Origin of the sequence: Limihaloglobus sulfuriphilus (assembly GCF_001999965.1) — a bacterium.
GTDB classification, from domain to species: Bacteria; Planctomycetota; Phycisphaerae; order Sedimentisphaerales; family Sedimentisphaeraceae; genus Limihaloglobus; species Limihaloglobus sulfuriphilus.
Window position 1 is genome coordinate 1947096 of record NZ_CP019646.1, and the last position, 26041, is coordinate 1973136.

Genomic DNA, 26041 nt, shown 5'->3' on the forward strand with positions numbered 1-26041 from the left:
ATATAGTCTTTATACTTGAAGATATGTCCGATCAGGGACTGCTCTTACCAGAAAAAGGACCTGAGACTCGGGTCACCGTTTTTGGGATAGCCGTACGGAACAAAACCGTTGCCGGTAGCCTCAAGAGGACCTTCCTTGCCGGTTTTAATGCTCAGAGCCATCTCTTTGTAGTCAACCCATTTGACAGAACCGTCAGAATGCAGTCTTGACGCGCCCTTCACCGGCCGATCGGGATCGTTTGAACGATGAGCGATCAACGAAGCAAACGGCATTGGATGTCTCCTGTCAGGATTTTTCTCTGATATCAGCGTCAGGTCGGCGGCAAGAATCTTATCGCTGCTGTCTTTGAGCGGGCTCAGTGCAGTCTCACTTTTATACAAGAAATTCTGCGGAACTCTTGTATCAGCCTTGATAAGGTAAGAGACTCCCAGACTCCAGTACATAGGCGGCCAGGTTCCATTACCCTGTGAATAAGTGATCCTGCCGTTTTTCATGCCTGAAATTCTATCCTTGTAAAATGGCCTTTCGTGCCTCTGCAAGCCCGGGCAAAACCAGAATTTGTCTTCGATCCCGTAACTGTCACGAACATACTCGAAGGGCTCTTTCAGCATAACGTTAAGCCATGCTACAACTCCGCCTTTCTCATTGTTGTAACCATATTTTTCAAGCTCAGGAACCGTCTTTGCCCTGGGAAGCCAGGACTGAAATTCAGCAGCGTAAAGCCCCTGCGAAAGCCCAATCTGTTTGAAGTAACTCATGCAGGTTGTCTTTATCGCCTGCTCCCTGGCTTTACTCAGCGCCGGCATCATAATCGCCATTAAGAGGGCAATTATAGATATTACAACTAAGAGCTCTATAAGTGTGAAACCTTTTTTAAAATTCAACATAATGTTACCTCAATTTTACAACTCCAATGCTTACACATCAGATTTAATTCAATTATTCTTTTTTTAAGGACGTGTATTAATGAGCCAGTTGTCGAATAATACTGCAAAATCAGCCAAATTGACTAAACAGTCAGCATCGAGGTCTCCAGTGGGTATTACGTGGTCGGCATCGCCGCAAACTGCCGGGCTTGGGTCATAGTCAAATGCCCATATCGCTGTTATCTGGTCCAGGTTTAAATCTGCCGATTCATCGGTTTTACTCGCCCACATGCGAAGCTCATCCATATCAAAATTCTGGTAAACAGCAGCAACATAGCTTCTGTAACCATAATAAAAATCTGTTAAACCATCGCGGCTTTTACCCAGATTTTCAACCACAACTTCGCCTACGAGCTGAGGTGCTTCTGTAGGAGAACCTGCGTAGAATTTAGCGCCGTTATCGCCAATGGTAACCGCTACAAATACCCACTCGCCTGTCCAGCCGTTAGGGCCTATATCGTAAGCGTCATTGGGGCTTGCTTTCCAGTCAAGTCCGGACCAGTAGTGGATGCCTATACGTCCGTTAGTAGTCAGATACATCTGGTATGGAGGTACCTGAAACAGATAATTTGTTGTCGTAACAGGCGCAGTTGTTCTAAGCCAGAATGAAACCGTAAACGAATCCAGGCCTGACATCGCTGTGGCAGCATCGGCTCCCCTGAATGTTACAATACGGCAATATTCACCATAGGCATCCATGCTTGAACCATCCATATAGTTGCCCTTAACGCCGCCGCCGAAACCGCGGGTTTTGAGCCAGTTCTCTGTCAAACCTTCATCGCCGCCCCTGTCAAGAACTTCAGCAAGATCATTGGGATAAGCGTAGTTTATCCAGGCGGGATTGTCGCCTGTACCGGGACCGTACATCCCGTTTGTGTTCTCAAAAGGCATATAGAGCGCCGGCGAGGGTATACCCTCAGGCAGGCTTGTATCAACATCAAACCCCAGAGACCAGCTTGACACTATCAGGGTCAAAACTAAAATATACTTTATGTTATACATAAGAAAACTCCTGTATTATTAATTTATTTGTTAATAGTTTATTCCGCTGGAGCATTATCCGCCAGCCAGTTAGAGGCAAGTGCGGCCACATCATCACCGTCAACGATACAGTCACCCGTGAGGTCTCCGGGAGGATATGGATTGTTTTCATCGCCGCACCGCGGAGTCAGCAGGTCTGCTTCATAGACTGCAAGAATCTGCTCTTCTGTCAGAGCGCCCGAACCGTCTGCCGTGCTTCCGTAGATTCGGAACTCATCAATATAGCCGTCAAAGCCGCCAGTTGTTTCGTATTCGATCTCTGTTTCTTCGTCAATAACATAGTTAAATGTCCATGCCCCTATCGAAAGAGGAGCGCCCGAAATACCCTCTAAAGCTTCTCCTGGTGTACCGAAATCTCCTGCATTTTTGGCATAAAGATCATCGGAACTGTTACCAAGTCCCTGATACCAGCTCAATTGCAGCATGAAGTTATCAGTGTTATACGTCGCGGCCATAAACATCCACTTGTTGTATGCAATTCCACTAGGCCAGGTCATATCACCGCTTCCCTGCCCGGAATTATTAAAACCATTCATCAGAATTCTCAAACCGTTACCACCTGCAACCGGGTACATAGCCCAGTCTGCCCAATACACTTCGTCTGCTCTTTGAGAACGAGACATAAATATTGGACCAGAGAAAGTGCCGCGATCGTTGAATTTGTACCAGAATAAAATCGTATAGGATTTTAGTCCTGCAAGTGCCTGCTGGATGGCGGTTGGGTTTTCGGGATCGTAGCTGCCGTACTCCAGCCTTGCCCAGATGCTGTCATCTTCGGGGTCAACAATGCTGGTAGTATCCAGACAATATCCTATGATACCCTTGGCATCGAATTTGGGGCCGAAACCGCCGTTATCAAGCGGAGCGGACGGTCCCTCAGGGCCGGCAGTCCCCGCATTCTCCCAGGTCTGATCAAAGCTCAGATGCACAAGCGGCTGCGGCAATTCAGCGATTACCGCTCCGCTGCTAAACACAATGGCCATTAAAAAACAAATTAATCTTTTCATTTATAGCTCCTAATTTAAGAAACTCATTTTAAAATTAAGCGTTGCAACGTAGCAGCACATTTTATTCACTGTCTAAAATTTCCAGAAGATCCCTTCTTGCAATATGATATGCTCTGCTGCTGCCTTGAAAAGCAGTCAGCGACTCAGTAATCCGGCTGCTTAAGGATCGTGCAGCATCAGGGTTTGTGTTTTCAAGCAGTTTTAAGAGTGTATAATCTGTCAAACCTTCTCTAAAAGCAAAAGCGCGCATAGAAGGGGTAAGTCCGTTATCGCCGGGGTAGAAAATCCAGTTACAGCCTACCGGATGTCCCGGGGTCTGAGAGCCGCCAGGCACTGGCCCAACAGATGTTTTATAAGGATCAGCCCCCCTGTAGTTATTGCCTGCCCAATGGATGTAGCTTTCAAGGCCGTATTCATAAAGTATCCAGCCCAGTGCTCTGTTGTCTATAAGCGGTTTGTCAAGCAGACGATTAGGCATTTTAAGGTTATTGGCTAACAGGTATATGCCTGTTTCTTTGCCTTCTGATTCTCGTTTTTCTATCAGACTTCTGGTTTTGGGCTTCAAAACGAGATTGGACTCCATGATCCATTTGTCAACAAGCGGCGAAAACTGCTCGTAATCATCTACCCCATAGGCATGAATTGCATTACTTATCTTTATGTCAGGCATACACCTGCGTGCTATGTTTGAAAGATATGCATAGTCGGAGACTGTTCGGGGCTCGTCTATAAGCTGTTGAATATAAACGTCTTTCCAGCCCTTTTCAGATATGTGTTTGTAAGTGCTTTTCAGAAATTCTTCTATAAACGCACCAAACTCTGCAACCTTTTCTCTGTACTCCTCTGAAGCGGCAAATTTATCTCTGCTCTCGGGCCATTCATATTTATCGCTGTAGTCCGACCAGGCGGTTGTACAATAACCCTTAGGAAATACCATCTCTTTTTTGCCATCTACAGTATTAACGGCGTAGATATTATCTAATGGTGTTATCCAGTGGCCGCTGAAGCAAAGGCATTCTATTTTCTCATAGCCAATTGAAAGAAACAATTCCATCCATTTATCAAACATTGAATAGTCGAAGCTGTATCTGCCCTCAGCATCGACAAATGTCTGTATCACAGGTTTTTGACCGTATATAGTCGGGAAAGTTACATTCCTGTCTCCAAAATCATAAAGTTTTTGAGCAGAATTCTTTATAAGTTGCCAATGCTCCTGAGACCAGCTCTCGGGGGGTGTATTACGGGTAAGATTCTCGGGCTCAACTGTAAGCCAGTGTGAGGTCTTAAGCGCATAACTCTCCGGCATAACAGCTTTGTGTACCCTGAAACTGAAACCACAGGATGCTGCTTCTTGCTGTGAGCTGGATATAATAACCCTGCCGCGGTAAATTCCAGGCTTACAGTCAGCGGGGATTGCAGCATCAATCAGTAAAACCGATTTTTGGTCTTTATTCAGGGTAATATTTCTCTGTTCGAACGCCGGTTCAAAAACCTCAAAAGGTGCTTCTCTCGCCAGATATACCTTGTTAGGACCCTGCGCCGGTTTACCGGCCTGTGTGCCGTTAGAGTTAGAATTAGCCTCAACGGGCACCAGAATCACAGAATAGATATCAAAACTGCCGTTAAACAATTCTCCTTGATCTGTCTTGACCTCATTGACGGTTAATTTTGAATCTATATTTCTTTCAGATATTATCACAAACTGCATCGCAAGCCGGCTATTGCGGGGAGTGCTGATTGGCTCCATATAAAACAGGGGTTCAGGCTGAACGTCATTGTAAACAAATTCGCAAGTTTCAACCTGGTAAAATTCCATACCGGCCAGACAGGGAATACTCAGAAAAAAAATAACCCAGAAAATGCTGCAATATCTTTTAGTCATTAAACACTCCATTTATAAGAATAACTCTGTATGGTATATTTTTATCATGAATACAGTTTAATACTTCAAAATTGCTTTGGCAAGTACGTTGTGTTGAATTATAACGTATAATAATTGACCTATATGGCCAAAATAGAAGTTTAAGAGAAAAATTACTATTATCGATGTAAGTTTAGCCACTAAGATGCTATTGGCCGGGTGCATCAATTTTAGCGGAATTGATGCGCCTGTAATCTGTCGGGGTGCAGCCGAAAAACCGCTTGAACTGCCGGCAGAAATACGATTCACAAGCCATGCCGATTTCATAGGCAACCGTTTTCACCGGTTTGTCATAATCTTCAAGCAGCAGTTCAATTGCTTCAAAAAGCCGCATTTGAAGCAGTTTTTCGATCACTGTCATGCCTGTCGCGGCCTTGTAATGCCGCATAACCGAACGCTTGCTTTTACAGGCGAACCGGGCAACCATATCAAGGCTTATATCTTTTTTATAGTTATCTTCAAGGTATTTGTTTATCAGAACAACCAGGTGGTCCTGCTCGCTCTTTTCCAGCTTAACGCTTTCAGATACCCCGGCAAGGGCATCGTTTACCGTCCTTGCGATAGAGATAATCAGCTCTCTGGTATAATTCATCAGCATATAATGAACGCCGGGTTTGGGGCTGTTTATTTCATTCTCGATGCACTCAATCGCCCGATAAGCATCCTCGGGGCATTGAGATATAAAGTCTTCAACATCAAAAAGCTGCGCAAGAACAATATCCACCGGATTTACGGAATTCTGCGTATCTTTGACCCTGTTCAATTCAAACTTGATCACATACATATAAAGATCGTCCACATCAGTATCCCAGGAATGCTCAAAGTTAGGTCTGGAAATTACTATATCGCCTTCTTTGAAAATCTTTGTACCGTTGTGGCTTACGACTCTGCCTTGGCCGTTTATGATTATATGCACCTCGAAAAAACTGTGTGAATGCCATATACATTTCTTAAAATTTGGCAGATGATAATGAATGTCCACAATCTCAACATTATAGTTTCCAAGCTGAAAACACAATGCGTCATTGGGCAGCCTTCTTAAAAGGCGGTTCCTGGCGTTGATCTGTGAGCTTGAAACAGGTTTTTCCAAAGTGTTAACCTTAAAACGATAAATATCTATAAGGGCCGCGGCAAAGAATATCAAAACAAGTATTGAACTAAATGGCCAATTTATATTATTATACAGTCATACCGCTTGCAATTCAACCCGTAATACTTATAAATAACAAAAACTTTTATTAAGGAATATTTTATGTCTGAAATTAGATTTGAAGAAATAAAAATGTCTGCCGGCGGTTTTGAACGTGAATGCAACCCTCTGCCCCGTCTTGAACAGCTCAAGAGCGTACCGTGGCCGGTCGAGGTTGGACCGGATATGCCCCAACAGGACGCGAAATATATCAATTACGGCTGCGGCACTCCGCTGCTGCCCTACCTGCTGCAGGACAATTATAACAGGGACAGGAAAACAAGAAGTTTCAAGACAGCTGTCCTTGAGAACGAATTTCTCAAAGCTGTATTCCTGACAGAACTCGGCGGACGGCTGTGGTCACTTATCTATAAACCTCTCAACAGAGAACTTTTATATGTCAACCCCGTATTTCAGCCGACAAATGTCGCTTATCGCAACGCATGGTTCAGCGGCGGCGTGGAATGGAATATGGGTATCCCGGCACACAACCCGTTCACCTGTGACAAACCGTTCTTTGCCCTGTTAAAAGACGGAGATACGCCGGTACTCAGGATGTACGAATGGGATCGCATAAGAAACGCACCTTTTCAGGTTGATTTTTATCTGCCGCCCAACAGTCCCCTTCTGTATGTAAGAACAAGGCTGATCAACCCTCATAAGAGAGAAATACCGGCATACTGGTTTTCAAATATAGCCGTCCCCGAGTCACCAGGCCACAGGGTTCTGGCTCCGGCATCAAAAGCATATACATTTGACTATTCAGAATCAAGATTTGCTGTAAAAGCCGCTAATATACCAGAAGAGAAAGGCATAGATGTTACCTATCCAACCAACATCTATACCGCCAACGATTTTTTCTTCAGAATAGAAGATGGCGAACGTCCCTGGATCACATCGCTGGACAACGAGGGTTGCGGCTTGATTCAGGCCTCTACAAGAGAGCTCAAGGGCAGGAAACTCTTTGTCTGGGGAATGAATGCAGGCGGACGTAAATGGCAGGAGTTTTTGAGTGTGCCCGGGGCCCCTTACATCGAAATACAGGCCGGACTTGGAAGAACACAGGTAGAATGCATCCCCCTGCCGGCAAAATCAGAATACGAATGGCTTGAAGTATATGGATATCTTCAGGCTGACAGCGGCACAGTGCACGGCAGCGACTGGCAAAAGGCCTGCGATGAAGTAGAAACTCGGCTCAACAGGTTTGCAACGATTGACCAGCTTGAGCAAGAACTCAAAAGAAGCCGCGAAACCGCCGAGACCAAACCCGATGAGATAATACAGCGGGGCAGCGGCTGGGGCGCTCTTGAACGCAGACTTAACGGTCTCTCAGAGACGCAGAATTTTGTCTCTAAAGGGATAATATTCCCAGACAGCTCTATGAACCGCGAGCAGGAGGACTGGCTCAGCCTGCTTGAAAATGGATTCTTCCCGGACAACCCGCCGGTGAGCCGGCCCAAAAGTTATATGACTGACAATCGGTGGCTCAAACTTCTCGAAAAAATGCCGCCGCAATACACCGGCTGGGAGGCGAATTACCATTGCGGGCTGATGCATTACACGGCAGGTGAGATTGAGACCGCTCTGGATTATCTGGATAAATCTATAAAATCTGCAAAGAACCTCTGGGCATACAGAGCACTTGCACTGATATATCTCAAGAAAAACATGAGCGAGAAGGCGTTAGAATTTATGGATATGGCCTGGGGATTATCTCAAGGGATGCCTGAACTTGCGGATGAATACTGCCGGATGCTCTGCTCGCTTGAACAATTTGACAGATGTGAAGATATATTGAAACAAATGAATCAGGATCTCTTATCCCGCCCCAGAGTCCAGATTGCCAGGATACAAACCTGCTTCGAGAAAAAGGATTATGATACTGCCGAGGATTTACTTAATAAGATTGTCTTAGCTGACATACGCGAATGCGAGACAACTCTGACGGATACATGGTTTTCGATTAAAGCCGCGCAGGAAGCGCAAAAACGCAAATGCAGCGTCAATCAGGAAATCGTCGAACATGTACGTCAACACCTTAAACCGCCGGCTAATATAGATTTCAGAATGCATGAATAATATTCAGAGCATTCTGGTATAACATGCAAAAAAAAAGGCGGGCTGACATTTTTTCTGCCGGCCCGCCTTTTGATGCTATATAAAATCAACGCTGGTTATCAGACAACACCCTGGGCTATCATGGCATCTGCCACTTTGCAGAATCCGGCGATGTTGGCGCCTGCCACCAGGTTGCCGTTCATTCCGTACTCATCAGCAGCAGCGACACACTGATCGTAAACAGCATTCATAATCATTTGCAGCCTGTGGTCCACCTCTTCAAATGTCCAGTTGAGTCCCATCCAGTTCTGGCTCATCTCAAGAGCACTCGTGGCTACGCCGCCTGCGTTAGCCGCCTTGGCCGGGCCGAAAGCAACATTTTCACTTAAGAATACATCAACGGCTTCAGGTGTAGATGGCATATTTGCGCCTTCACCAACCGCGATACAGCCGTTTTTAGCAAGTGCCTGTGCGGCCTTTGCGTCAAGTTCATTCTGGGTTGCACTTGGAAGAGCAACATCACAAGGCACTGTCCATATTCCCTGCCAGTTATCATGGAAGGATGAACCGGGATTCTCATCGCAATATTCCTTTATGCGGCCGCGTTCAACCTCTTTGATACGTTTGATGGTATCGAGGTTAACACCTTTCTCATCAACGATATATCCGCCGCTGTCACTGAGGGCAACTACTTTGCCGCCGAGTTCGTGAACCTTCTGTGTAGCATATATAGCGACATTTCCCGAACCGCTGATCACAACCTTTTTGCCGTTCCAGTCGGTATTCTGGTCCTGTAGCATACGTGTTACAAAATAGACAAGGCCGTAACCTGTTGCCTCTGTACGGACAAGTGAGCCGCCGTAATTGAGGCCTTTACCGGTAAGAACACCCTCAAAAACATTCTTTACCTTTTTATATTGCCCGAACATGTAGCCGATTTCGCGGCCGCCTACGCCAATATCACCGGCAGGTACGTCTGTATTGGCACCTATATGTCTTTGCAGCTCGGTCATAAAACTCTGACAGAAACGCATAACTTCCATGTCACTTTTGCCCTTGGGGTCGAAGTCCGAGCCGCCTTTGCCGCCGCCGATCGGAGTCGTGGTCAGGGCGTTCTTAAAAATCTGCTCAAAACCGAGAAATTTAATGATCCCCAAATATACAGAGGGATGAAAACGAAGTCCGCCTTTATACGGACCTATGGCCGAGTTGAACTCAACACGGAAGCCGCGGTTTACCTGTACTTCGCCGCTGTCATCGACCCATGGAACACGGAACATAATCTGACGCTCCGGCTCAATCATGCGTTCTAATATTTTGAGTTTGCCGTATTCAGAGTGTTTCTGCACAACTACATTGACAGACTCGGCTACCTCTTTTACTGCTTGATGAAATTCAATTTCACCGGGGTTGCGGGACTCAACCAGCCCCATTACATAATCAATAAATTGAGAATTCATAGATATCTCCTATCTTAATATTCTTTCTTACGCGTTTATTTTCTTATACTAAGACTATTTAAATACTTGACTTAATCAAATATTATATTCTAATGCTAATATTAAATATAATAATCGTTTATCATAAGAACCGCTTATATCAAAGAGGCCTATGCATATTGAGAATCTCAGAATATTTTGTGACCTTGTGGACTCGCAGAGTTTTTCCAGAGCGGCTGAAAAGAACTATATAAGCCAGTCGGCTGTTTCGCAGCAGGTTGCGCAGATGGAGTTTGAATTCAGCAACAAACTCCTGGACAGAAGTACCCGCCCTTTTCGGCTAACACGCTATGGTAAAACATTTTACGAGGCGGCTAAACAAATCGTAGAGATCTACGATACAGCAGTCAGCGAAATTAAAGCCGCCGAGTCAGACCCTCCGGTTCTGCTCGGGACGATTTACAGCATTGGAATACATTCAGTTTCGGGTTTTATCCAGAAATTCATGAAACGCCACCCAGATATGAAAATCAAGATAGAGTACCTTGAAGCAAAGTCAATCTATGAGATGATTAGCTCAGACATGCTGGATATAGGCCTCGTTGCGGTGCCCGAAGCGGGTAAAAACTATCAGGTTTACCCGTTTATTTCAGAAAGAATGGTTTTTGTATGCTCACCTTCCAATCCATTGGCCAGGGAAAAGAGTATAAACGTCAATTCAATAGCCCAGCAGGATTTTATTGCCTTCGAAAAGGATGTACCAACCAGGCGGCTGATTGATAACATAATGTCTAACTATGGTGTTACCCTCGAGATAAAACACGAATTCACCAATGTAGAAATGTTGAAACGTTCAATTGAAATTGACGCAGGCGTCAGCATTCTTCCGGAAATCACCGTTGATAAAGAAGTGCATACCGGAACTTTAAAGGCAATACCGATTAACAGCGATGCTTTTTTACGTCCCTCGGGTATTGTTGTTAAGCGGGGCAAAAAACTCTCAAAATCCGCGGCGGCTTTTTTACAGCTCTTAATCAATCAAAACAAGCAGTAATTTTTTTGTTTATTATTATCGGCTTTATTATTGTTGACAAAATCGGTTTTATTTGATAAAATATCAATTTGTAAAAATCATAAACTTTTCTCTTGGAGATGTTTAAAACATGGCAAACATTTGCAGCATATTAGCCTGGGCCCCCGGTCCTATGGAATTGACTATCATACTGGTTATCGCGGTAATACTCTTTGGCAGACGGCTGCCTGAGGTCGCCCGCAATATGGGCAGAAGCCTAACTGAGTTCAAAAAAGGTGTTAAAGACACCACTGACAATGTCAATAACGCAATAAACGAGTCAGAGGAAGAATCAGACAAATAGGTATCCATTCTTATTTGACAGCTGAGCCTTTAGATTTAAATACCGCCAACCAGAAGCATTGCCGCACCGGATAGACGATCATAAAGATGCCTATCCGGCGTGGATATTCTGTGCCCGTCCCGGATTGAGCGACACATTTTAAAAGCCGGCTTTTCAGCCAATATTGCCGGCTCAGTCCTGTTCTATAACAAGAATACCCCAAAATTCAAGACGGGGAATCTGTATTGTAACTTTGTCAGCATCAGCTTTGAAAGGGAGCTCAACCGTTTTTACCAGTCTGGAATAATCTTTACTTTTTTCAGCCTCATTGTGCATTTGCCGATCATAGACACGCGGCGTCATCAATTTGAATTTCAGCTTTTCCGGCTCAACATTAAGGGCATTTCGTTTTATGTTGAGTTCAAACGGCTCTGGTTTGCTTCTTTTAAGATTTTCCATGCCCTTTACGTATTCGTATATCTTCTCGCCCGAAGCGAGCTCCCATACCTCGTTGGCGTCCTTTCCGTCGGGTGTTATCATCGCTTTGCCCCAGTCAACCAAATGCACTGCCAGAGGACTCCTGGCTGAACCGGGTTTAGAACGCACAAACACGCACACTTCGTTTTCTGTACCTTTAACCTCAAGGGGTTTATCATCAGCCTCAACTGTTTTGGTTAAAATGCCGGTTGTGCTGTAATCATAGCTGCGTTCATATCCGTCAAGGTAGTCGGCAGCTGCTCTGATAAATCCGAATGTCGGTGCGTAATCCTCCGGCTCGCCGAAAAACCTGCCGCTGCCGTCTTTGGTCTGTTCAAAAGTATCCCAGGGCACCTGTGCCAGGCCGCCGTTCGCGTAAATTGTAGCTATAACCTTGAGATCCAGCGATTTTTTCTCATCATGCGTAACTTCAAGGCCAAGCAGTTTTGCGCTTCCGATGGTCTGGAACTTGCCCAGCTTCTCGCAGGCCCTGAACCTTTCCCAAAGATGCCCGGGGTTCGCCGAAACCATCATCAGCTCTGACATGCCGGCGTCAAAAATATTCTGCAGCGGCCCCCACCTCTGGAACGAAGTGTTGTTAAGGCTCATTGGTATATCTCTGTCGGCATAATCCTTGCAGTCCTTTACAAGTCTGGTGAAAAATTCCATTGTTAAGTCGTCCCAATATTTATACCAGTATTCTTTTATCGGGCATTTGTACTTACGGGAAAAATCGTCGCCGACAGGTGCGCCTTTTGCGATCAGGTACTCTTTGTAGTTGAAGTTGTCTATCTCGCGAATGCCTATATTGTTCAATTCTTCGACGGTCAGGTTTTGTTTTAGCCACTTCGTGAAACCGGCAATGCCTGTTTTTGTGAAGCCGCCCCCGCAGGTTGTAACAGCAAGATAATGGTGCTCCGCCGCGTCACGCTGAAGCTGATCGCAGCCGGCGTCAATGAGTTTTTTGTAAAACTCAAGATGGCCTCTGTAATACTCCGGATTGGAGATATCTCCGATAAGCTGGGGATTCTTCCATGTCCTTATAAAGGGCATAATCGAGTAATTGCCTTCAATATCGGTCATTACAATGTTTTCCAGCCAGTCAACCGGTGCCCTGTCGCCGAGCCAGCAGGGTATATGCTGAGCCGCTGTGCCGCAATAGGTGTAGCCCATATCCTGGAGTTTCTTTACCGCATTCAGCTCACGCTGAGTGAACCAGATATAAGACCAGTCTATCCGTGTCAGGTGAAAAAGCGGGGCAACGCGGAAAATGTTTTTCTCATCCTCAAAAGGGACATCGCGTATTGTAAGTGTCCGCATACTTACATCGCTGTATTTCGGGAAAAAGGTTTTCAAGTCCCTCTCTTGAGTCATGTCATGAAAAACAGAGAATGCCTTTTGCCCGCTTTTTAACGCGGCGGCATTAGCTGTGCTGACAAAAACCGCACCAAAGGCGGCAGCCAAAACAAAAACAGTTACTGCGAAAACAGAAATTCTTTTAATATTCATTTGCGATCCTTTATTACAATCAAAGTTAACAGTTATAGTTTCTGCCCTTTTCCAGGAAGTACTCTATTGTCTCATATTCAATTTCCGGCGGCTCGGAATGGTCGCTGTGCAGTATATATCCGCCTCCGTTTTTCAACACGTATTTTACCTTTTCAAATTCCTTGTCGATTTGCTCTTTATCATTGCTTATGAGCGCCCTGACGTCAAACCCGCCGAAAAAGGCAATCCGGTCGCCGAATCTATCAAAAAGCCGCGGCAGATCCATACCGGCCTTAACCTCCATGGCCTGAAGGCAATCCATACCGGCCTCTATCAGCCCCGGCAAAAGCGGTTCGACATAGCCGCAGGAGTGAACTATCACCTTGCAGCCTATACTGTGGGCAAAGTCAAACAGCAGCTTATGGCCGGGAAACATAATCTCGTTATACATCGCCGGCGACATAAATGGTTTTTCCTTAAAGCCCATATCCTCAAAATAAAACATCCCGTCGGGTCTGCCGCACCGGCCGAAAAGCTCCTCAAGATGTTTTACTGTCATCTTAGCATAGGTCATAACCATATCCTTTACCCAGTCCGGATCAAGGGCCATACCCATTAAAAGGTATTCATGGCCGCATAACCGCTGCATCTGCTCGAAGGGAGCCATCGAGGCATGATAATAAAATCTGTCATTTTCAGCCGCAATCGTCCTTCCTTCGGCGTAACCGTCAATATCGATTCTCCGCTGATCAAAATTCAGAAGAAACGGTTTTGCATATTCCAGCCAGCTTTTATTGTCTTTAACCAGAAAATCAACATGTTCCGGCGTACTTTCATGCGCTTTATGGAGTCTTAATTTCGCGCCGTTACCGTCTAAGACGAGTTTCGTGAACTCTGTTTCCTCTAAAATCTCCGGCTCGAAATCCATATTTGCGACGCTGTTGACACATCCGCCGCCCCTTCGCAAGTCAAGATCGAAATGCTCCCAGAAATCCTCGTCCGGCAGATAACCCTGATCAATCCATTTGCTAAGGGTTGACTGCCACGGGGTTATTGCCGCCGGCACACAGCCGCCGTTATTTCTGTTTAATGCCGCTGCAACCTTTTCTTTGCTTGTCACACTCATCAAGATTCCTTATTATTCGAATAGTAATACGGTATTAGTTCAGTCTGTATCAAGAGCTATCTTCCGCACTTCAACACTGCAATATCTTGGATCAATCATAAGTGCCGGGCTCAGGCTTACCATCTGTGGGGAAAGCGGCATGTCAAAGGGGCGGGCTTTGCTCCATTGCCCGCCGTCTCCAACAGCCAGACGAGTAGTTTGAGCCTCCAAGTCATGACTTATCCGCAGGGTCATCCACTCATTTTGAGCAATATCGCTAGGCAGAACGTCGCCAAGCCGAATCCGGCAAAGATAGACACTGTGTTCGCCGTCCATTAGGAGCAATTCAGCATCATTAACGCTGCCCTCAGTGATGCGGAATTCTATCGCAGCGTTGAATAAAGCATTGGGACGGGAAAAGGGTTTGGCAGGCCCAATCCAGACCAGCCCCGGATATCTGGGACTGGGTTTGCTCACGGATATCGTGCCGTCTTTCAACTTCTCATAAACGGGGGTATATTTCATCTCTGACATAACCTGCTCACGCAGTTGGTCCAGCGGCGTATCCTCGGCAATGCCGTCAAAGCGGCGCTGGAGCAGATAATTCCGAAAGCAGGCAAAAAAGGCATCACCGAAATCGCCGCCATACTGCCAGACGCGATTGACCATGCCGCTGATATCGTCAAACTGAATGCCGGCCGCGCCCTTGTCGATCCAGTTTTTCCCGCGTTCGATCATTGCAGTACGGTATTGGGCAGAAGCAAAAGAGGCTCCGTAGCGAGGCGGCATAAAATCGGGTCGGATATGCATCGGTTGTCCATCCGGATAACGCACCCAACCTGACCAGTCCGGCGTAAAAGTTGGGATGCCCTCCTGCGGTGGTACGCCATCCAGGGCAATGTAGCTGTGCAGAAAACAGTCACTGCCATGGAAAGCCATGCCGTTGCTCTGAGCGTATTCGAGCGTCTTAAGACTGTGGTCATAGCTCCAACTGATACGGCTGACATGATAGCCGTCTAACGGGTCGGTATCAGAGGCAATAGCGTCATCTACCCATTTTGGCCTCTGCCAGATGCTGCTGAAGCGGATCATTCGCATCAGCGGGATTTCCGATTCAGCCATTGCCTTTCGCAAATCCGGGCGTTCGACTCCGGGCAGCTTTACGGGCTCTGCGGTATGAACGCGAACAAGAGCCCAGGCTGAGACATTCTCAACCGATACCACAGGCTCGCCGCTTTCATCGGTCTCCCAACTTACAGAAGCACTTGCAGCATCCTGCCACTCAGGGGCAGCGATTTCCACTTTACTGACCTTTGCACCCTTAAGCAGCAATTTTGAAATGGTAAACTTTCCTGATGCAGGGACTGCTGATTTGTCTTTAAAATCCCTGATAATATGCAGCACCAGCGGTGCATCCGAGGCTTCATGCTGGACACGGGGAATAGGCGGCAGGAAAGCGGACCGGTATGAGTCTTCCATCTCGAAGGGGCAATCAGGTGCGGCGGCTTTTTTAGCCGAATCCATGGCAGTACGCAAATGCGGCCGGCCGCTGAAACGCTCGGGTATCGCAGGCGCCTTGTCTCCCTTTAGACGCAGAACAGTGGGTACGCCTGCCCGGAACAAATCAAGGATCTGCAATTCCAATGCCGACAGGTCCTGGACTCCATCTTCTTCGTAGGGCACATCCAGTACATGCCAAAGAGCCGGGACATAGCCGTCAAACCAACCGGCATGATCGTGGATCATGCGAAAGATGGGCTGATGAGCGTCTAATGAACCGTAGAAGCGGGTAAACTGAGAACCGTCATATAAGCACCACGGGACATGCATATGACAGCCGATCGCATATGAAAGACCGGTTGCACCGGCATAGGCCTGCGGGTCTTCGAGTTGATTCCAGCGCCTATTCGAAGTGGCGTTGGGCATCACCAGAAGAGTCGTATCGACGGACTCGGATAAGGCAGCGATCCCAAGAAAGTGGGCCAGGGGCTTGTCCTCATGAAGGGAGACGACATCACACTCAATGTTAAAGTAATCGAAAGGTGCAGCCATTTCTACCCAACGGGGGACATGCATGCTGCCGGCAGGATTGCCGCTAAGAACCACGGGCCGGCGGTCAGGGTAGGCCCTGGCCGAGTAATCACGGATGCTGCCCATGACTTGAGTCATGCAATCAAGGATCGTTTCAAAATGGAACTCTTCAAAGGCCTGTCCCAGCGGGCCAAAAGGTTTGGTGAATTCGACCACACCGCCCTGGGCCGACAGTGCCGCAGCCTTCTCGGGTAATACAATACAAGATGACTCTACTTTATCATTGGGTTGCTGATTTTGGTTTACTGCGGTTTTGCTTGCTGTGTCAACCTTCTCAACACCGTCATCAATATCTTTACAACCAGTAAATACCACCACAAAAAAAACCAAACTTAATAAGTGTCTCAAATACATAACATTTTTTTCTTTGCTCGTCATATTATCTCCAGTACATTATCTGCTAATATTTTCAGATCCAAGTCCCCATTCTCTCAATACCTGTGTTTCTTTAGGTTTAACGTCTCTGCCGTTCCATCTCTTCTGCTAAACATAAAGCTAACCTCTTTGGTTTTCTATTATACCGGCTTTTTCGAAGCGTTTCATATACTCATTGATATCCCACGGGCTGTCGGAATAAACATCTTTTTTCCATTCTTTAAATGCCTCTGCCATTTTTGCGACACGTTCCGGATATTTGGAAGACAAATCCCTGAGCTGCTTTGGATCATCAGCAATATTATACAAAGCAATATCCTTTTGATTATTTTCTTTTACAAGCGTCCAGTCGCCGTCACGGACAGTCCAGCGGCGGTTGTCAAAATTCTTCATAAACACGCCAACCGGTTTTTCCCAGAACAGCATTCCTCGATCAATGCTTTTACCGCCGGCAAGAACGCTTGTCAGGTCAATGCCGTCGATTTTCCTGCCCGCCGGGATTTGAGCACCTGCGATCGCGGCAAGTGTCGGCGTAATATCCATCGTCATTCCTATTTGAGAGCTTTTGACTCCCTGAGGGATTTTGCCCTTCCACGCGGCAATGGCCGGCACACGGATTCCACCTTCGTACAGATTGGCTTTACGGCCTCTGAACGGGCCTGTACTGCCGTATCCTATCGGCCCATTGTCCGATGTAAAAAATATGAATGTGTTTTCTGCAAGGCCGCTCTTGTCTAAAGCCTTTAAAATGTTACCGACAGCCGCGTCCATGCCTTCGACGACTTCTTTATAAGCCTGATGTTTGTCTTCTCTGGGGCCGGGTCCGTAATCTTCCCTGCCGCTCCACGCGTTTGCAAGCTCTTTGTCATTTGGCCCAATATACGGATTGTGGGGAGCGGTGAAAGGCAGGTACGCAAAAAACGGCTGTGGCTTATCTGCCGTCATGAATTTAATTGTTTCATCAGCGAGTACGTCAGTGTACCAATAGCCCGGAGCATCAACAGTCTTTCGCCCCCGGTAAAAATAAGACTCGCCGGAATCGCCGGGGCCCAGTTTCATTGTAAAATTATCGCCTGCGTTGCCGCCGGTACCGACGAACACTTCAAAGCCCTGATCCATAGGATGATGCGTATCCATAGGCCCGAGGTGCCATTTACCGAACATGCCGGTACGGTAACCGGATTTTCTGAGAATTTCGGCAATGGTGATTTCGTCAGGTTTTAGTCCGAGAAACATTTCTTCGCCGGGTTTGTTAACGGCTTTTATAGCATCTCCAAGCTGACCGAGCACGTTGCAAATGCCGCTTCGGTGATTGTACCTGCCGGTGAGCAGTGCCGCCCTTGTCGGGCTGCAAACCGAGCAGTTAGTATGAAAATCGGTAAGCATCATGCCTTTTTTGGCAAGTGCATCAAGGTTTGGTGTCTGGATATCTTCAACATTATCAGGTGCCGGTGTAATCGGCCGCCACGGTTGTCCGCCGCGAAAACAGCTCACATCGCCATAACCCATATCGTCGGCGACGATTAAAAGGATATTTGGGCGTGTCTGAGCTTTCGGGGTTGTAAAAAAACCGTCTCCGCAGCCGGCAGTCACAGCGGCAGCAAAACCGCCGGCAGTTTTAAGAAAATCTCGTCTTGAAAACATGTTACACCTAAGTTTATTCAGTATCGATTATCAATATTGCCCAGGGATTGATTGCAGGAACATTAACTGCGGTTTTAGAGTTATCCTTAGAGATCTCTAACTTTACAGTCTTAGAGAAACTTGCAAAGGCGCTGCTTTGTCTGCCGGAGAGCTTCTCGTTTTCTTCGAGCATTGCAAGAGCCGCCTTTTCAGCCCTGTCGTGCTCGGATTTTACATACTCAACCGGCACAGCCATTGAAACCGAAAGCCGGTCAGAATCAAAGAAATTCTTATTGTTCAAAACGAGCTTAAAGGGCTTATTCTGCTGATTCCAGTCAACAAGATGAATCACCACCGGGGCCTGCTTATCGCCGGGAACAGCCCTGATAAATGCGTAAATATCTTTCTCTTCTGACTCTATCAATACGGGCTTTTCGGCTCCATAGGGGTTCTCTTCGAGTCCAGGGCCAAATGCTCCCGCGTCCTGATAACCGCTCAGATACCTGTCATTGGCACGTACAAAGGCATACAGGTCAGCATAATTTTCGGGTTTGCCGAAGTAGCGGCCGCGGCCGTCTCTGGTCTGCTGGAATATATCCCAGGGCACCCGTGAAAGTGCGCCCGACGCGTAGGTAGCGGCAACTACCCTGCGTTTTAGAGCAGTCATGAAATCTTCATCGAAATCCTTGCCCTGTGATTTTGGGGTACCGAAAACCTGTACCTTGCCGAAACTTCTGGCAGCCTGGGATCTTTCATAGATATGAACGGGATTAGCGGTATTGACAATCAGCTCCGAGATAGCAAAATCAAACTCATGGTAATACGGCTGTTCCCACCTCTGGTATGAGGTATTGTTACAGGAAAAAGGCACACGTGTTTTTGCGTGAACATTAACCGCACTTCTTATGTCTTTGTAGAAATTTACCAGAGCCTGCAACTGAAAATCGATAAAGGGCTGCTTAAGAGGATTATCTGTCATCTTATTGTCTTTTACATAGCCGTTATCGAAAAGCCACTGCTTGAAATCAAAGCTCTCAAGGGCGTCGATACCTTTATTTTTCAGCTCATTGTCAGTAAAGTTTTCATCCAGATACCGGCTGAATTTTTCCATGCAGTGCTCACAGAAACAGCCCATTCCGGCGGCGGCAAACGAATATTGAGAGCTCGGATCGTCGCGCTGGATAGTCTGGGCACCGTAATCAATATTTCTGTTGTAATATTCCAGATTGACCTTTTTGTAAGTGGGGTTATTCACGCAGCCGGGGTATATCGGTACTGTCCAATGGCGGCTGTGCTCAAGAAAAAGCGGCTCACCGTCCAGCTGAACCATACTGTTAGCTACGTATTCGCGACCCGCGGCCATTTCAACAACAACACCTGTGGCGCACTGGCCTGTCGTGCCGAATACCCTGCCCAGATCTTTTACTTTACGGATAAGCTGTTCTTCTTTGTCGTTGAACCGCAAATATACCCATTCAAGCCGGGTGGCGTGGAAGTTCTGCATCGCCTCAAGCGTGTCATAAGAATCGTTTTTATCCATAGGCCTGAAATTCAGCGACCTTATAGTAACATCACTGGCTGCCGGTACATAGTCAGGCCGCTCAAACGGCCGGGCAATTTCAAATGCTTTTTTAGATGCCTCTAACCGGGCTGAAACCAGTAAAAAAGAAATCACTGCTGAGATTGCCAGAATTATTGAAAATGATTTATGTAAGTTAACCATAAAAAACCTTATATTAAAAATCACACTCTAAGCACGCTGATAAGTTCCAGGTATTTTATGCCGGTCCTTTGGTTTATTTTCAAGCCACTCAAGCTCGCTTACAACAGCCAGATGTTTGCGAATCTCTTCGGTAAGCTCCTCTCTGATATCGGCATAAGCCGGATCGTCGCATAGATTATTCATCTGCAGAGGGTCGGCGGGATTATCAAAAAGGTGCCAGGGATAAACTCTGCCCGTATCGGGGTCTTTCTGAAGCGTAAACGTCCAGCGTTTAGTGCGTACGCCGCGGTAATCCATCAGCTTAGGCTGCTTGGCAATGATATAATGCGTCTCTTCGGGCAGATTATACAGTATAAACTGCGAATTCGGCTCTTTGCCCTTGCCGGTGCAGAGACGTTTAGAAAGGTCCATCCCCTGCATAGCCCTGTTAATCATGCTGCCGTGGCCTGTCAATCCAAGCAGCGTGGGAGCCAGATCAATTGAGCCCAGCAGCAGATCATCTTCCTTGTCGGCGGGGATTTTACCCGGATAACGGATTATAAACGGAACAAGTATTGACTCCTCATAAGGATAGCGTTTCCACTTCACACCGTGTGCATAATGCAGGTCGCCGTGGTCGGAAGTAAATATCACTATCGTGTTATCAGCGATACCCAGCTCGTCAATCTTGTCAAGTATCTTTCCAAACTCTTCATCGACAGATGATATCTGCGCATAAAAATGCTTAAGGTCGTGCATACGCCTCTCATCTCTGTATTCTTCGGGCACATTCTCCCAGTAAGGAGTCTCAATTGACTGATAGTAGTCAACCCAGTGCTCTTTTGCGCCGGGATATGAAGGGTGCGGCGGCAGAACACTCAAAACCCCGCAGAAGGGAGCTTCTTTTTGAGAGCTTTCTTCCATAAAATCTATAAACCTGTCCGTGAGGAACTCGGGTGCATAGGCGTTTATCTGCTTGTATTTGCCGTCTTTATCCCATACATAGGTATTTCGCGGTCGGTTATGGTTGCTCGTCTGTATCCACAGATCATCGAAACCGTGCCGCAGCGGAGCGGGAGTTATCGCGGCGGGTGTCTTTACTTCTCCGTCACGTTTGTCGTCTTTCCAGATCGGGTCTTCACATCCCGGATAAAGGTGCCATTTGCCCACATAACCCATTGTATAGCCGGCGGATTTGAGGGTTTTTGACCAGCTGGGCAGATCACCGGCGAGCGGAAAATCGCCATGGTTATTGACAAAGCCGGTCTGGTGGCCGTGCTGCCCCGTGAACAGCATTGCCCTGTAAGGGACGCATATTGGGTTGTTCGATACGCAGTTGGTAACCGTAACACCCTGTTTGGCGAACCTGTCAAGGTTAGGTGTTTTGAGCTCTTTTATTCCCCTGGACCATCCCTTGGCGGGATGTTCATCGGTGAAAACAAATATCAGGTTCGGTCTGTCCTTGCCGCTGAAACGATTCGGGCTCTGGCAGCCGGTATTGAAAAGGGCCGAAGCACCCGAAATAACTGCTGCGCCTGCCATGCCGCTTTTTGCAATAAAGTCCCTTCTATTCATAATTTATACCTTTCTGATCTGAGGTTTAGCTATTTTTTCCATGGGTAAAAACGGTATTATCGCAAGGGTAAGTAATCCTGCGGTACTGCTAAGTACAAAAAGACTGGGATAACCCAGCATCTGCTGCAGAACGCCGCTGATTCCCCCCGGTATATAAAATCCAAGCCCCATTATGCCGCTTGAAATTGCCAGCATTGACGTTTTATGCTCGCCGTCCGCTATGGCGTGGAGGTAGTAGAAAAACGCGCTGAATCCGATTCCGTATCCAAGCGTCTCAACTACTGCTGTGCCAAAGACGTAAGTGTAGAATTCCGTTCCGCCGATCATGAACTGTGCCTGCGGGCGGAATATTGCCAGGAAGATGTACGCGAAATTGGGCAGGTTCATAAACATTGTGAATGGTATAAGTGTTTTCCTAAGCCCAAACCACTTTATAATGAAGCCGCCAAGAATTCCTCCAATTATCATAAACGGCACATCCGCATAGGTTTTGAGCATGGCAACCTCTTTGGCGTTCATGGCGAAACCGCCTGCGTCTGCCGCGTCCATCAGGAATGGCGGAACCATATACACCTGCATACCCTGTCCAAACCGAAAGATAAGCAGCATCGCTATTATTGCCCATGCTCTCCGCTGCTGCACGTATTCCTTAAGCACGGTAAACAAGGGAAAAGCCCCCGTATCCTTTACCGCATAGTCATCCTTTGCTTTGGGCAGGCCGAAAAGATAATACACAGCCAACACAAGCAGAGTAACAGAAGCCAGCCCCATCGCCTTGCCCCAGGCAATTTCGAGAGCCGCCCCGTCTTCCTGGAGCTGTCCGGCAAGCCTGACAAACAATACAAGAGAAAGGATAATCCCCCCTCGTATCGCGGCGGTTTTTATACCTACAAACTCGGCCTGCTCCGCCTTGTCAAAAACCCGAATATAGTATCCGTCAGAGGAAACTTCCAGGCATGAGAAAAGGAGCGCAAAACAGAGTATGAGGCTAAAAGCCAGCAAAGGTGTCATGTATCCAGTGTAGATAACTATACTTAAGACCATAAGAATAACACCGATAATAGCGGTGAAGGTAAAGCAAAGACGTCTTTTACTGCCCAGAGCATCAATCCACGGCGACCATAAAAACCTGAAAGCACTCGGCAGTGACAACAGGGCCACTGCCCCGATCAAAGCATTTGAAAAGCCGAAGTCCTTAAACATAACTGAAGTCATGGTTCCGACAATTCCGCCGCCGCCAAGACCAATAGCCACAAACAGCATGGGGGTAAAGATCCATGGGCTGGAAAGCCTGTTCTTTTTTTCTATAAGCATGAATACCTTTGATTTAGAGGTTTTTTAGTGTAGCCCTGAAATTGCCGACGGCTTCCGAGGACATTATAGCCCTGTTGTATATTCGAACGGTTTTTACACTGCCGTCAACATCCTTGCCGATTGTCAGTTCATCTGAGCCGTTTATATCGTAGAGGTTTGGACTGAATCTGCCCCAGCCGAACTGCCGGTCATCACCGCCGTCACAGAACTTTCCATCAATAATGAACGTTATAACCTTCGGCCCGCCGTCAATGATGATTGAAACATGGTGAATGTGGTCGGGCTTTATGCTTCCGGGGTCACTGCTCCAGCAGGACTCCGTCATGCCGTCATTTAGAGTAAGCCGAACATTCTCATAATCTCCGGTTGTAACACAGAAACCCCTTCCCTCGGGGGTGCGGTTATCAAAAATATTCTGCCCCGGAAGTACACTTGTCAGATTTACGTAGAAATCTAAACTGATGCCGTTTCTAAGGTCAAAACCCTTGTAATCAAAAGTGGTTACGTCTCTTACTAAAAACTTGGGAAGTTTCGGGCATGATACAGTTGATGGATTGATTCCGACTCTCGTTATATCAAGAATCAAACCGTCCTGTTCAATCGATTCTACCCTGTCGAAGTTAAAAAGTTTATTCAGAAATTCAGGATTCAGTTTATGAATCCTCGCTGTTTCCTTGTCAGTCTCAGTAATATATATATCGTTATTTTCTTCTACCAGATCAGGGTAACTCATTCTTATGAATGTGTCATCCGTATAGATAATAATTTCCGGCTGAGACCATTCAATAATCAACCCCTCGGGAGACTCTTTTTCTGCGCCGCACAACATCCAGACAGGATTTCTGTTTTCATAATCCTTTCCGCTGTGGTTGTGAAACCAGTAAAGGTATTTTCCGTTTGAGCATTTCCAGGCGAAGTTTGCCGCCCTGGGATTTTTTACCTTTTTACCTTTGTATGTATAGCTCAGATATTCAGGCTCGCTCCAGGTATGCCCCTCATCGCGGCTGTATGAACAGGCTGGATATCCATCTACAGTTCGATAAACACAAAAGAAACTGCCATCGCTCATAACTGAATAGCTTTGCTCTTCGGATATCGGCCCGCCGCCCGAGGGGGCTCGAAGGCCATGATCTCCATCAGGCAGTGTCTCCCAGGATATGTTCGCAGGGTCTGACTCTGTAAGAATATCGCTGCTCTTTACCAGAATGCCTTCACTTCTTGTAAAAAAGCCTTTCCCAATAGAGCCGACCTTATGAACAGAAACATAAGCAGCACCATCATGTATAAAAGGCTTGCCGACATTCCAGAAGAATCTTATCTTGCCCTGATAAGGGTTCTGCCGGTCAATCTCCATTTCGCGGATATCAACAACATACCTTTTATCCGACCAGCTTCTGCCGTGATCGTCGCTGTATTTGAACACAAAATAGCCAAGGCTGTCAACGCGGCGGCATAAACCGTCAGGGTAAGCGTCTTTTGAAGCGATTATCTCACGCACATTATCGGTATTATGGTTATAAAAACAGAATATTCGTCCGCCGGGGGCTTTCAACAGCACCGCGTAAGAAGCCTCTATTTGTCCGGGCTGTTCAAGCTCTACAATATTCTCCCAGGTTTTGCCCTTATCTGTGCTTCGCTGCGAAATAACATGCTGGCCGCCCTCGCCTTCGCGGCCGACTCCGGTAGTCATGACACAAAGCCAGGCGCCGTCATCTGTTTTAATCACATAGGGCTGGTCTGAATAGGTCTTGCTCGGAATAACGTTTCCGTGTTTAAGGTGCCGCCAGTCGTCTTTTAAATTGCTGTAGTCATCAACATCAAGACCCATGCTGGCGATCATCTCGATGTCAATGGATAGTGTTTTTGAATTCATTTAAGATGTAAACTCTCTTATTAATTGTGTATATTGTAAAATAGTTATTATGGTATCTTAGAAACATTAGACTAAAAAACAGCAGAAGTCAATTAAGCCCCCTATAAATCAATCTAAAATTTCAACGCTTAAATCTATGCCAGAGCTTTCAAAATCCTCAAGCCACGATTTTTCAAACTCGCGAACAACAGCCCTGCCCATATTTTCCAGGGGCCAGGCAACATTTATCATATTAAAATGCTTAAACAAATCATAACGGCCCGAATAATAAATCCCCGAAGTGTTGACCATGTTTATCGATTTATTGAAAAAACCCGTGCAGTCCATTTTTTCAAGCTCTTCTATTATATGTGTCTCATGAAGACAGACAATTCCGTCAACCTCGGGGTGATTTTCAATAAAAGAATGAACTATCAAAGCATCATAGGGTGTAAAAGCCGCCTGACAAACCAACTCGTCTGAAAAAGTGAGCCCCCTCTTGTGCATTTCAACTTTCATTGCTTTTACAATATCGACAGAGTGGGCATCCTGAAACATCCCTTCAACCGGGCCGGTAATAAATGCTATATTATTCGAACCGTGCTTGAGAAGGCAATCAATAGTTTTTTCAGCCAGGTCATCAAGATCCATCTGAATACATGTAAGCGGTATGTCGGGGAAATCTCTGCCCGTTACAACTACCTGATGCCCCCTGTCCACCAGCCGCATAAGATTCATACGGTGAGACAAGATCGGCTGGAGCCACACAATGCCGTCAGGGCTGCGGCTTTCTATCTTATCTACAAAATCAGGATGATTCGACTCGTGAGATGAAAGATCGCCGGCATTATGAATCAGCTCTATTGACCAGTGATGAGGGTCACTTTCTGAGAGCAGCCCCTTTATCATTCTGTAAATGTATGCCTCTCCACGTTCTGAAACCCAGAACGGCATAACCACCGCAATCGAATAATTACCATTCTTTTTGGTATATTTTTTTGGATTATCCCCATTGCTCTCAAGAAAAACAGACACGCTGCCCTCAATAGGCTCAACATTTCCGGTGACATATATACCGTCTCCGGGCCGGGCCTCCAAAACACCCTGAATCTGCAGGGCCTTTACAGCTTTCTGGGCAGTCATATAGGAAACTTTATACTTTTTTGCCAAAAGCCGTATAGGCTCAAGTTTAGTACCCACAGAGTACTGATTACTGATCAACTCTTCAGCAATTTTCCTGTATGTGCCGTCAACAAGGCATTTTTTCTCGGTTGCTTGCAATTTATTAAAATGTTCCTTATGAGAGACTTATACAAAACTACAAATTACATTCAAGCATATTGTAGCAAAGAGAGATTGACAATCAATATAAAAATCAATTTTATATATATTTTTAAAATTTTTATACCAGTACATTTTACAATATGTATAATACTAAAGTCCCTGTGTTGTTTTAATTTAACGCCAGTCATATTTGTTAATCTCAAAAAACTGATATATGAT

The 26041-nt window shown here is 46.3% G+C and carries 18 protein-coding genes; 3 read left to right on the plus strand and 15 right to left on the minus strand.

Annotation, left to right across the window (positions count from 1 at the left end; translation table 11 throughout):
- Window positions 1–44: 44 nt before the first annotated feature.
- The 5 genes from SMSP2_RS07300 to SMSP2_RS07320 all read right to left on the minus strand — a co-directional run bounded on the left by SMSP2_RS07300 (window position 45) and on the right by SMSP2_RS07320 (window position 5985).
- A complete protein-coding gene (locus tag SMSP2_RS07300) occupies window positions 45–887 on the minus strand; it encodes a type II secretion system protein (RefSeq protein ID WP_146683327.1) in 843 nt (280 codons plus the stop codon).
- A 63-nt stretch (window positions 888–950) separates the two neighbouring features.
- Window positions 951–1928, minus strand: a complete 978-nt coding sequence (locus SMSP2_RS07305) for a LamG domain-containing protein (protein ID WP_146683328.1) — start codon at window positions 1926–1928, stop codon at window positions 951–953.
- Window positions 1929–1966: 38 nt separating this feature from the next.
- The gene (locus tag SMSP2_RS07310; RefSeq protein WP_146683329.1) at window positions 1967–2974 is read right to left on the minus strand and encodes a LamG domain-containing protein; all 1008 of its coding nucleotides are present in this window, start codon (window positions 2972–2974) and stop codon (window positions 1967–1969) included.
- A 61-nt stretch (window positions 2975–3035) separates the two neighbouring features.
- On the minus strand, window positions 3036–4856 hold the full coding sequence (locus tag SMSP2_RS07315; RefSeq protein WP_186804633.1) for a glycoside hydrolase domain-containing protein: 1821 nt from the start codon (window positions 4854–4856) through the stop codon (window positions 3036–3038).
- A gap of 187 nt (window positions 4857–5043) precedes the next feature.
- Window positions 5044–5985: an AraC family transcriptional regulator gene (locus SMSP2_RS07320; protein WP_146683331.1), complete on the minus strand. Its 942-nt coding sequence runs from the start codon at window positions 5983–5985 to the stop codon at window positions 5044–5046.
- A gap of 162 nt (window positions 5986–6147) precedes the next feature.
- On the opposite strand from SMSP2_RS07320, the gene SMSP2_RS07325 reads away from it, so the two are divergent.
- Window positions 6148–8163, plus strand: a complete 2016-nt coding sequence (locus SMSP2_RS07325) for a DUF5107 domain-containing protein (protein WP_146683332.1) — start codon at window positions 6148–6150, stop codon at window positions 8161–8163.
- Window positions 8164–8261: 98 nt separating this feature from the next.
- On the opposite strand, the gene gdhA is transcribed toward SMSP2_RS07325, so the two are convergent.
- The gene (gene gdhA, locus SMSP2_RS07330) at window positions 8262–9602 is read right to left on the minus strand and encodes an NADP-specific glutamate dehydrogenase (RefSeq protein ID WP_146683333.1); all 1341 of its coding nucleotides are present in this window, start codon (window positions 9600–9602) and stop codon (window positions 8262–8264) included.
- A gap of 151 nt (window positions 9603–9753) precedes the next feature.
- On the opposite strand from gdhA, the gene SMSP2_RS07335 reads away from it, so the two are divergent.
- Together SMSP2_RS07335 and SMSP2_RS07340 are read left to right on the plus strand one after the other, a co-directional pair.
- Window positions 9754–10635 carry a LysR family transcriptional regulator gene (locus SMSP2_RS07335; RefSeq protein WP_146683334.1) on the plus strand — a complete coding sequence of 294 codons (882 nt, stop codon included), beginning with the start codon at window positions 9754–9756 and terminating at the stop codon, window positions 10633–10635.
- A gap of 109 nt (window positions 10636–10744) precedes the next feature.
- The gene (locus SMSP2_RS07340; RefSeq protein ID WP_146683335.1) at window positions 10745–10957 is read left to right on the plus strand and encodes a Sec-independent protein translocase subunit TatA/TatB; all 213 of its coding nucleotides are present in this window, start codon (window positions 10745–10747) and stop codon (window positions 10955–10957) included.
- Between the two features lie 171 nt (window positions 10958–11128).
- Here the strand turns inward: SMSP2_RS07340 and SMSP2_RS07345 are convergent, their stop codons facing one another.
- From SMSP2_RS07345 to SMSP2_RS07385, 9 genes are all read right to left on the minus strand, one after another.
- On the minus strand, window positions 11129–12922 hold the full coding sequence (locus SMSP2_RS07345) for a hypothetical protein (protein WP_146683336.1): 1794 nt from the start codon (window positions 12920–12922) through the stop codon (window positions 11129–11131).
- Window positions 12923–12947: 25 nt separating this feature from the next.
- Entirely contained in the window at window positions 12948–14027 is a 1080-nt protein-coding gene (locus SMSP2_RS07350) for a uroporphyrinogen decarboxylase family protein (protein WP_222566296.1), read from the minus strand.
- Window positions 14028–14066: 39 nt separating this feature from the next.
- Window positions 14067–16415: a hypothetical protein gene (locus tag SMSP2_RS07355; RefSeq protein WP_146683338.1), complete on the minus strand. Its 2349-nt coding sequence runs from the start codon at window positions 16413–16415 to the stop codon at window positions 14067–14069.
- Window positions 16416–16592: 177 nt separating this feature from the next.
- On the minus strand, window positions 16593–18116 hold the full coding sequence (locus tag SMSP2_RS07360; protein ID WP_146683339.1) for a sulfatase-like hydrolase/transferase: 1524 nt from the start codon (window positions 18114–18116) through the stop codon (window positions 16593–16595).
- A gap of 13 nt (window positions 18117–18129) precedes the next feature.
- Window positions 18130–19818: a hypothetical protein gene (locus SMSP2_RS07365; RefSeq protein ID WP_146683340.1), complete on the minus strand. Its 1689-nt coding sequence runs from the start codon at window positions 19816–19818 to the stop codon at window positions 18130–18132.
- Window positions 19819–19845: 27 nt separating this feature from the next.
- Window positions 19846–21372, minus strand: coding sequence for a sulfatase family protein (locus SMSP2_RS07370; RefSeq protein ID WP_146683341.1), 1527 nt, complete (start codon window positions 21370–21372; stop codon window positions 19846–19848).
- Between the two features lie 3 nt (window positions 21373–21375).
- Window positions 21376–22686 (minus strand): MFS transporter, encoded by a 1311-nt coding sequence (locus SMSP2_RS07375; protein WP_146683342.1) that lies wholly within the window; start codon window positions 22684–22686, stop codon window positions 21376–21378.
- Between the two features lie 13 nt (window positions 22687–22699).
- Window positions 22700–24559, minus strand: a complete 1860-nt coding sequence (locus tag SMSP2_RS07380) for a LamG-like jellyroll fold domain-containing protein (RefSeq protein WP_146683343.1) — start codon at window positions 24557–24559, stop codon at window positions 22700–22702.
- Window positions 24560–24667: 108 nt separating this feature from the next.
- Complete coding sequence (locus SMSP2_RS07385; RefSeq protein WP_146683344.1) at window positions 24668–25819, minus strand: GntR family transcriptional regulator; 1152 nt, start codon at window positions 25817–25819, stop codon at window positions 24668–24670.
- Between the last annotated feature and the right edge of the window lie 222 nt (window positions 25820–26041).

Excerpts from the sequence above, each read along its gene's own strand:
- SMSP2_RS07300 (WP_146683327.1), bottom strand. The coding sequence starts at position 887 with ATGTTGAATTTTAAAAAAGGTTTCACACTTATAGAGCTCTTAGTTGTA.
- SMSP2_RS07305 (WP_146683328.1), bottom strand. The coding sequence starts at position 1,928 with ATGTATAACATAAAGTATATTTTAGTTTTGACCCTGATAGTGTCAAGC.
- SMSP2_RS07310 (WP_146683329.1), bottom strand. The coding sequence starts at position 2,974 with ATGAAAAGATTAATTTGTTTTTTAATGGCCATTGTGTTTAGCAGCGGA.
- SMSP2_RS07315 (WP_186804633.1), bottom strand. The coding sequence starts at position 4,856 with ATGACTAAAAGATATTGCAGCATTTTCTGGGTTATTTTTTTTCTGAGT.
- SMSP2_RS07325 (WP_146683332.1), top strand. The coding sequence starts at position 6,148 with ATGTCTGAAATTAGATTTGAAGAAATAAAAATGTCTGCCGGCGGTTTT.
- gdhA (WP_146683333.1), bottom strand. The coding sequence starts at position 9,602 with ATGAATTCTCAATTTATTGATTATGTAATGGGGCTGGTTGAGTCCCGC.
- SMSP2_RS07335 (WP_146683334.1), top strand. The coding sequence starts at position 9,754 with ATGCATATTGAGAATCTCAGAATATTTTGTGACCTTGTGGACTCGCAG.
- SMSP2_RS07340 (WP_146683335.1), top strand. The coding sequence starts at position 10,745 with ATGGCAAACATTTGCAGCATATTAGCCTGGGCCCCCGGTCCTATGGAA.
- SMSP2_RS07345 (WP_146683336.1), bottom strand. The coding sequence starts at position 12,922 with ATGAATATTAAAAGAATTTCTGTTTTCGCAGTAACTGTTTTTGTTTTG.
- SMSP2_RS07350 (WP_222566296.1), bottom strand. The coding sequence starts at position 14,027 with ATGAGTGTGACAAGCAAAGAAAAGGTTGCAGCGGCATTAAACAGAAAT.
- SMSP2_RS07360 (WP_146683339.1), bottom strand. The coding sequence starts at position 18,116 with ATGTTTTCAAGACGAGATTTTCTTAAAACTGCCGGCGGTTTTGCTGCC.
- SMSP2_RS07365 (WP_146683340.1), bottom strand. The coding sequence starts at position 19,818 with ATGGTTAACTTACATAAATCATTTTCAATAATTCTGGCAATCTCAGCA.
- SMSP2_RS07370 (WP_146683341.1), bottom strand. The coding sequence starts at position 21,372 with ATGAATAGAAGGGACTTTATTGCAAAAAGCGGCATGGCAGGCGCAGCA.
- SMSP2_RS07375 (WP_146683342.1), bottom strand. The coding sequence starts at position 22,686 with ATGCTTATAGAAAAAAAGAACAGGCTTTCCAGCCCATGGATCTTTACC.
- SMSP2_RS07380 (WP_146683343.1), bottom strand. The coding sequence starts at position 24,559 with ATGAATTCAAAAACACTATCCATTGACATCGAGATGATCGCCAGCATG.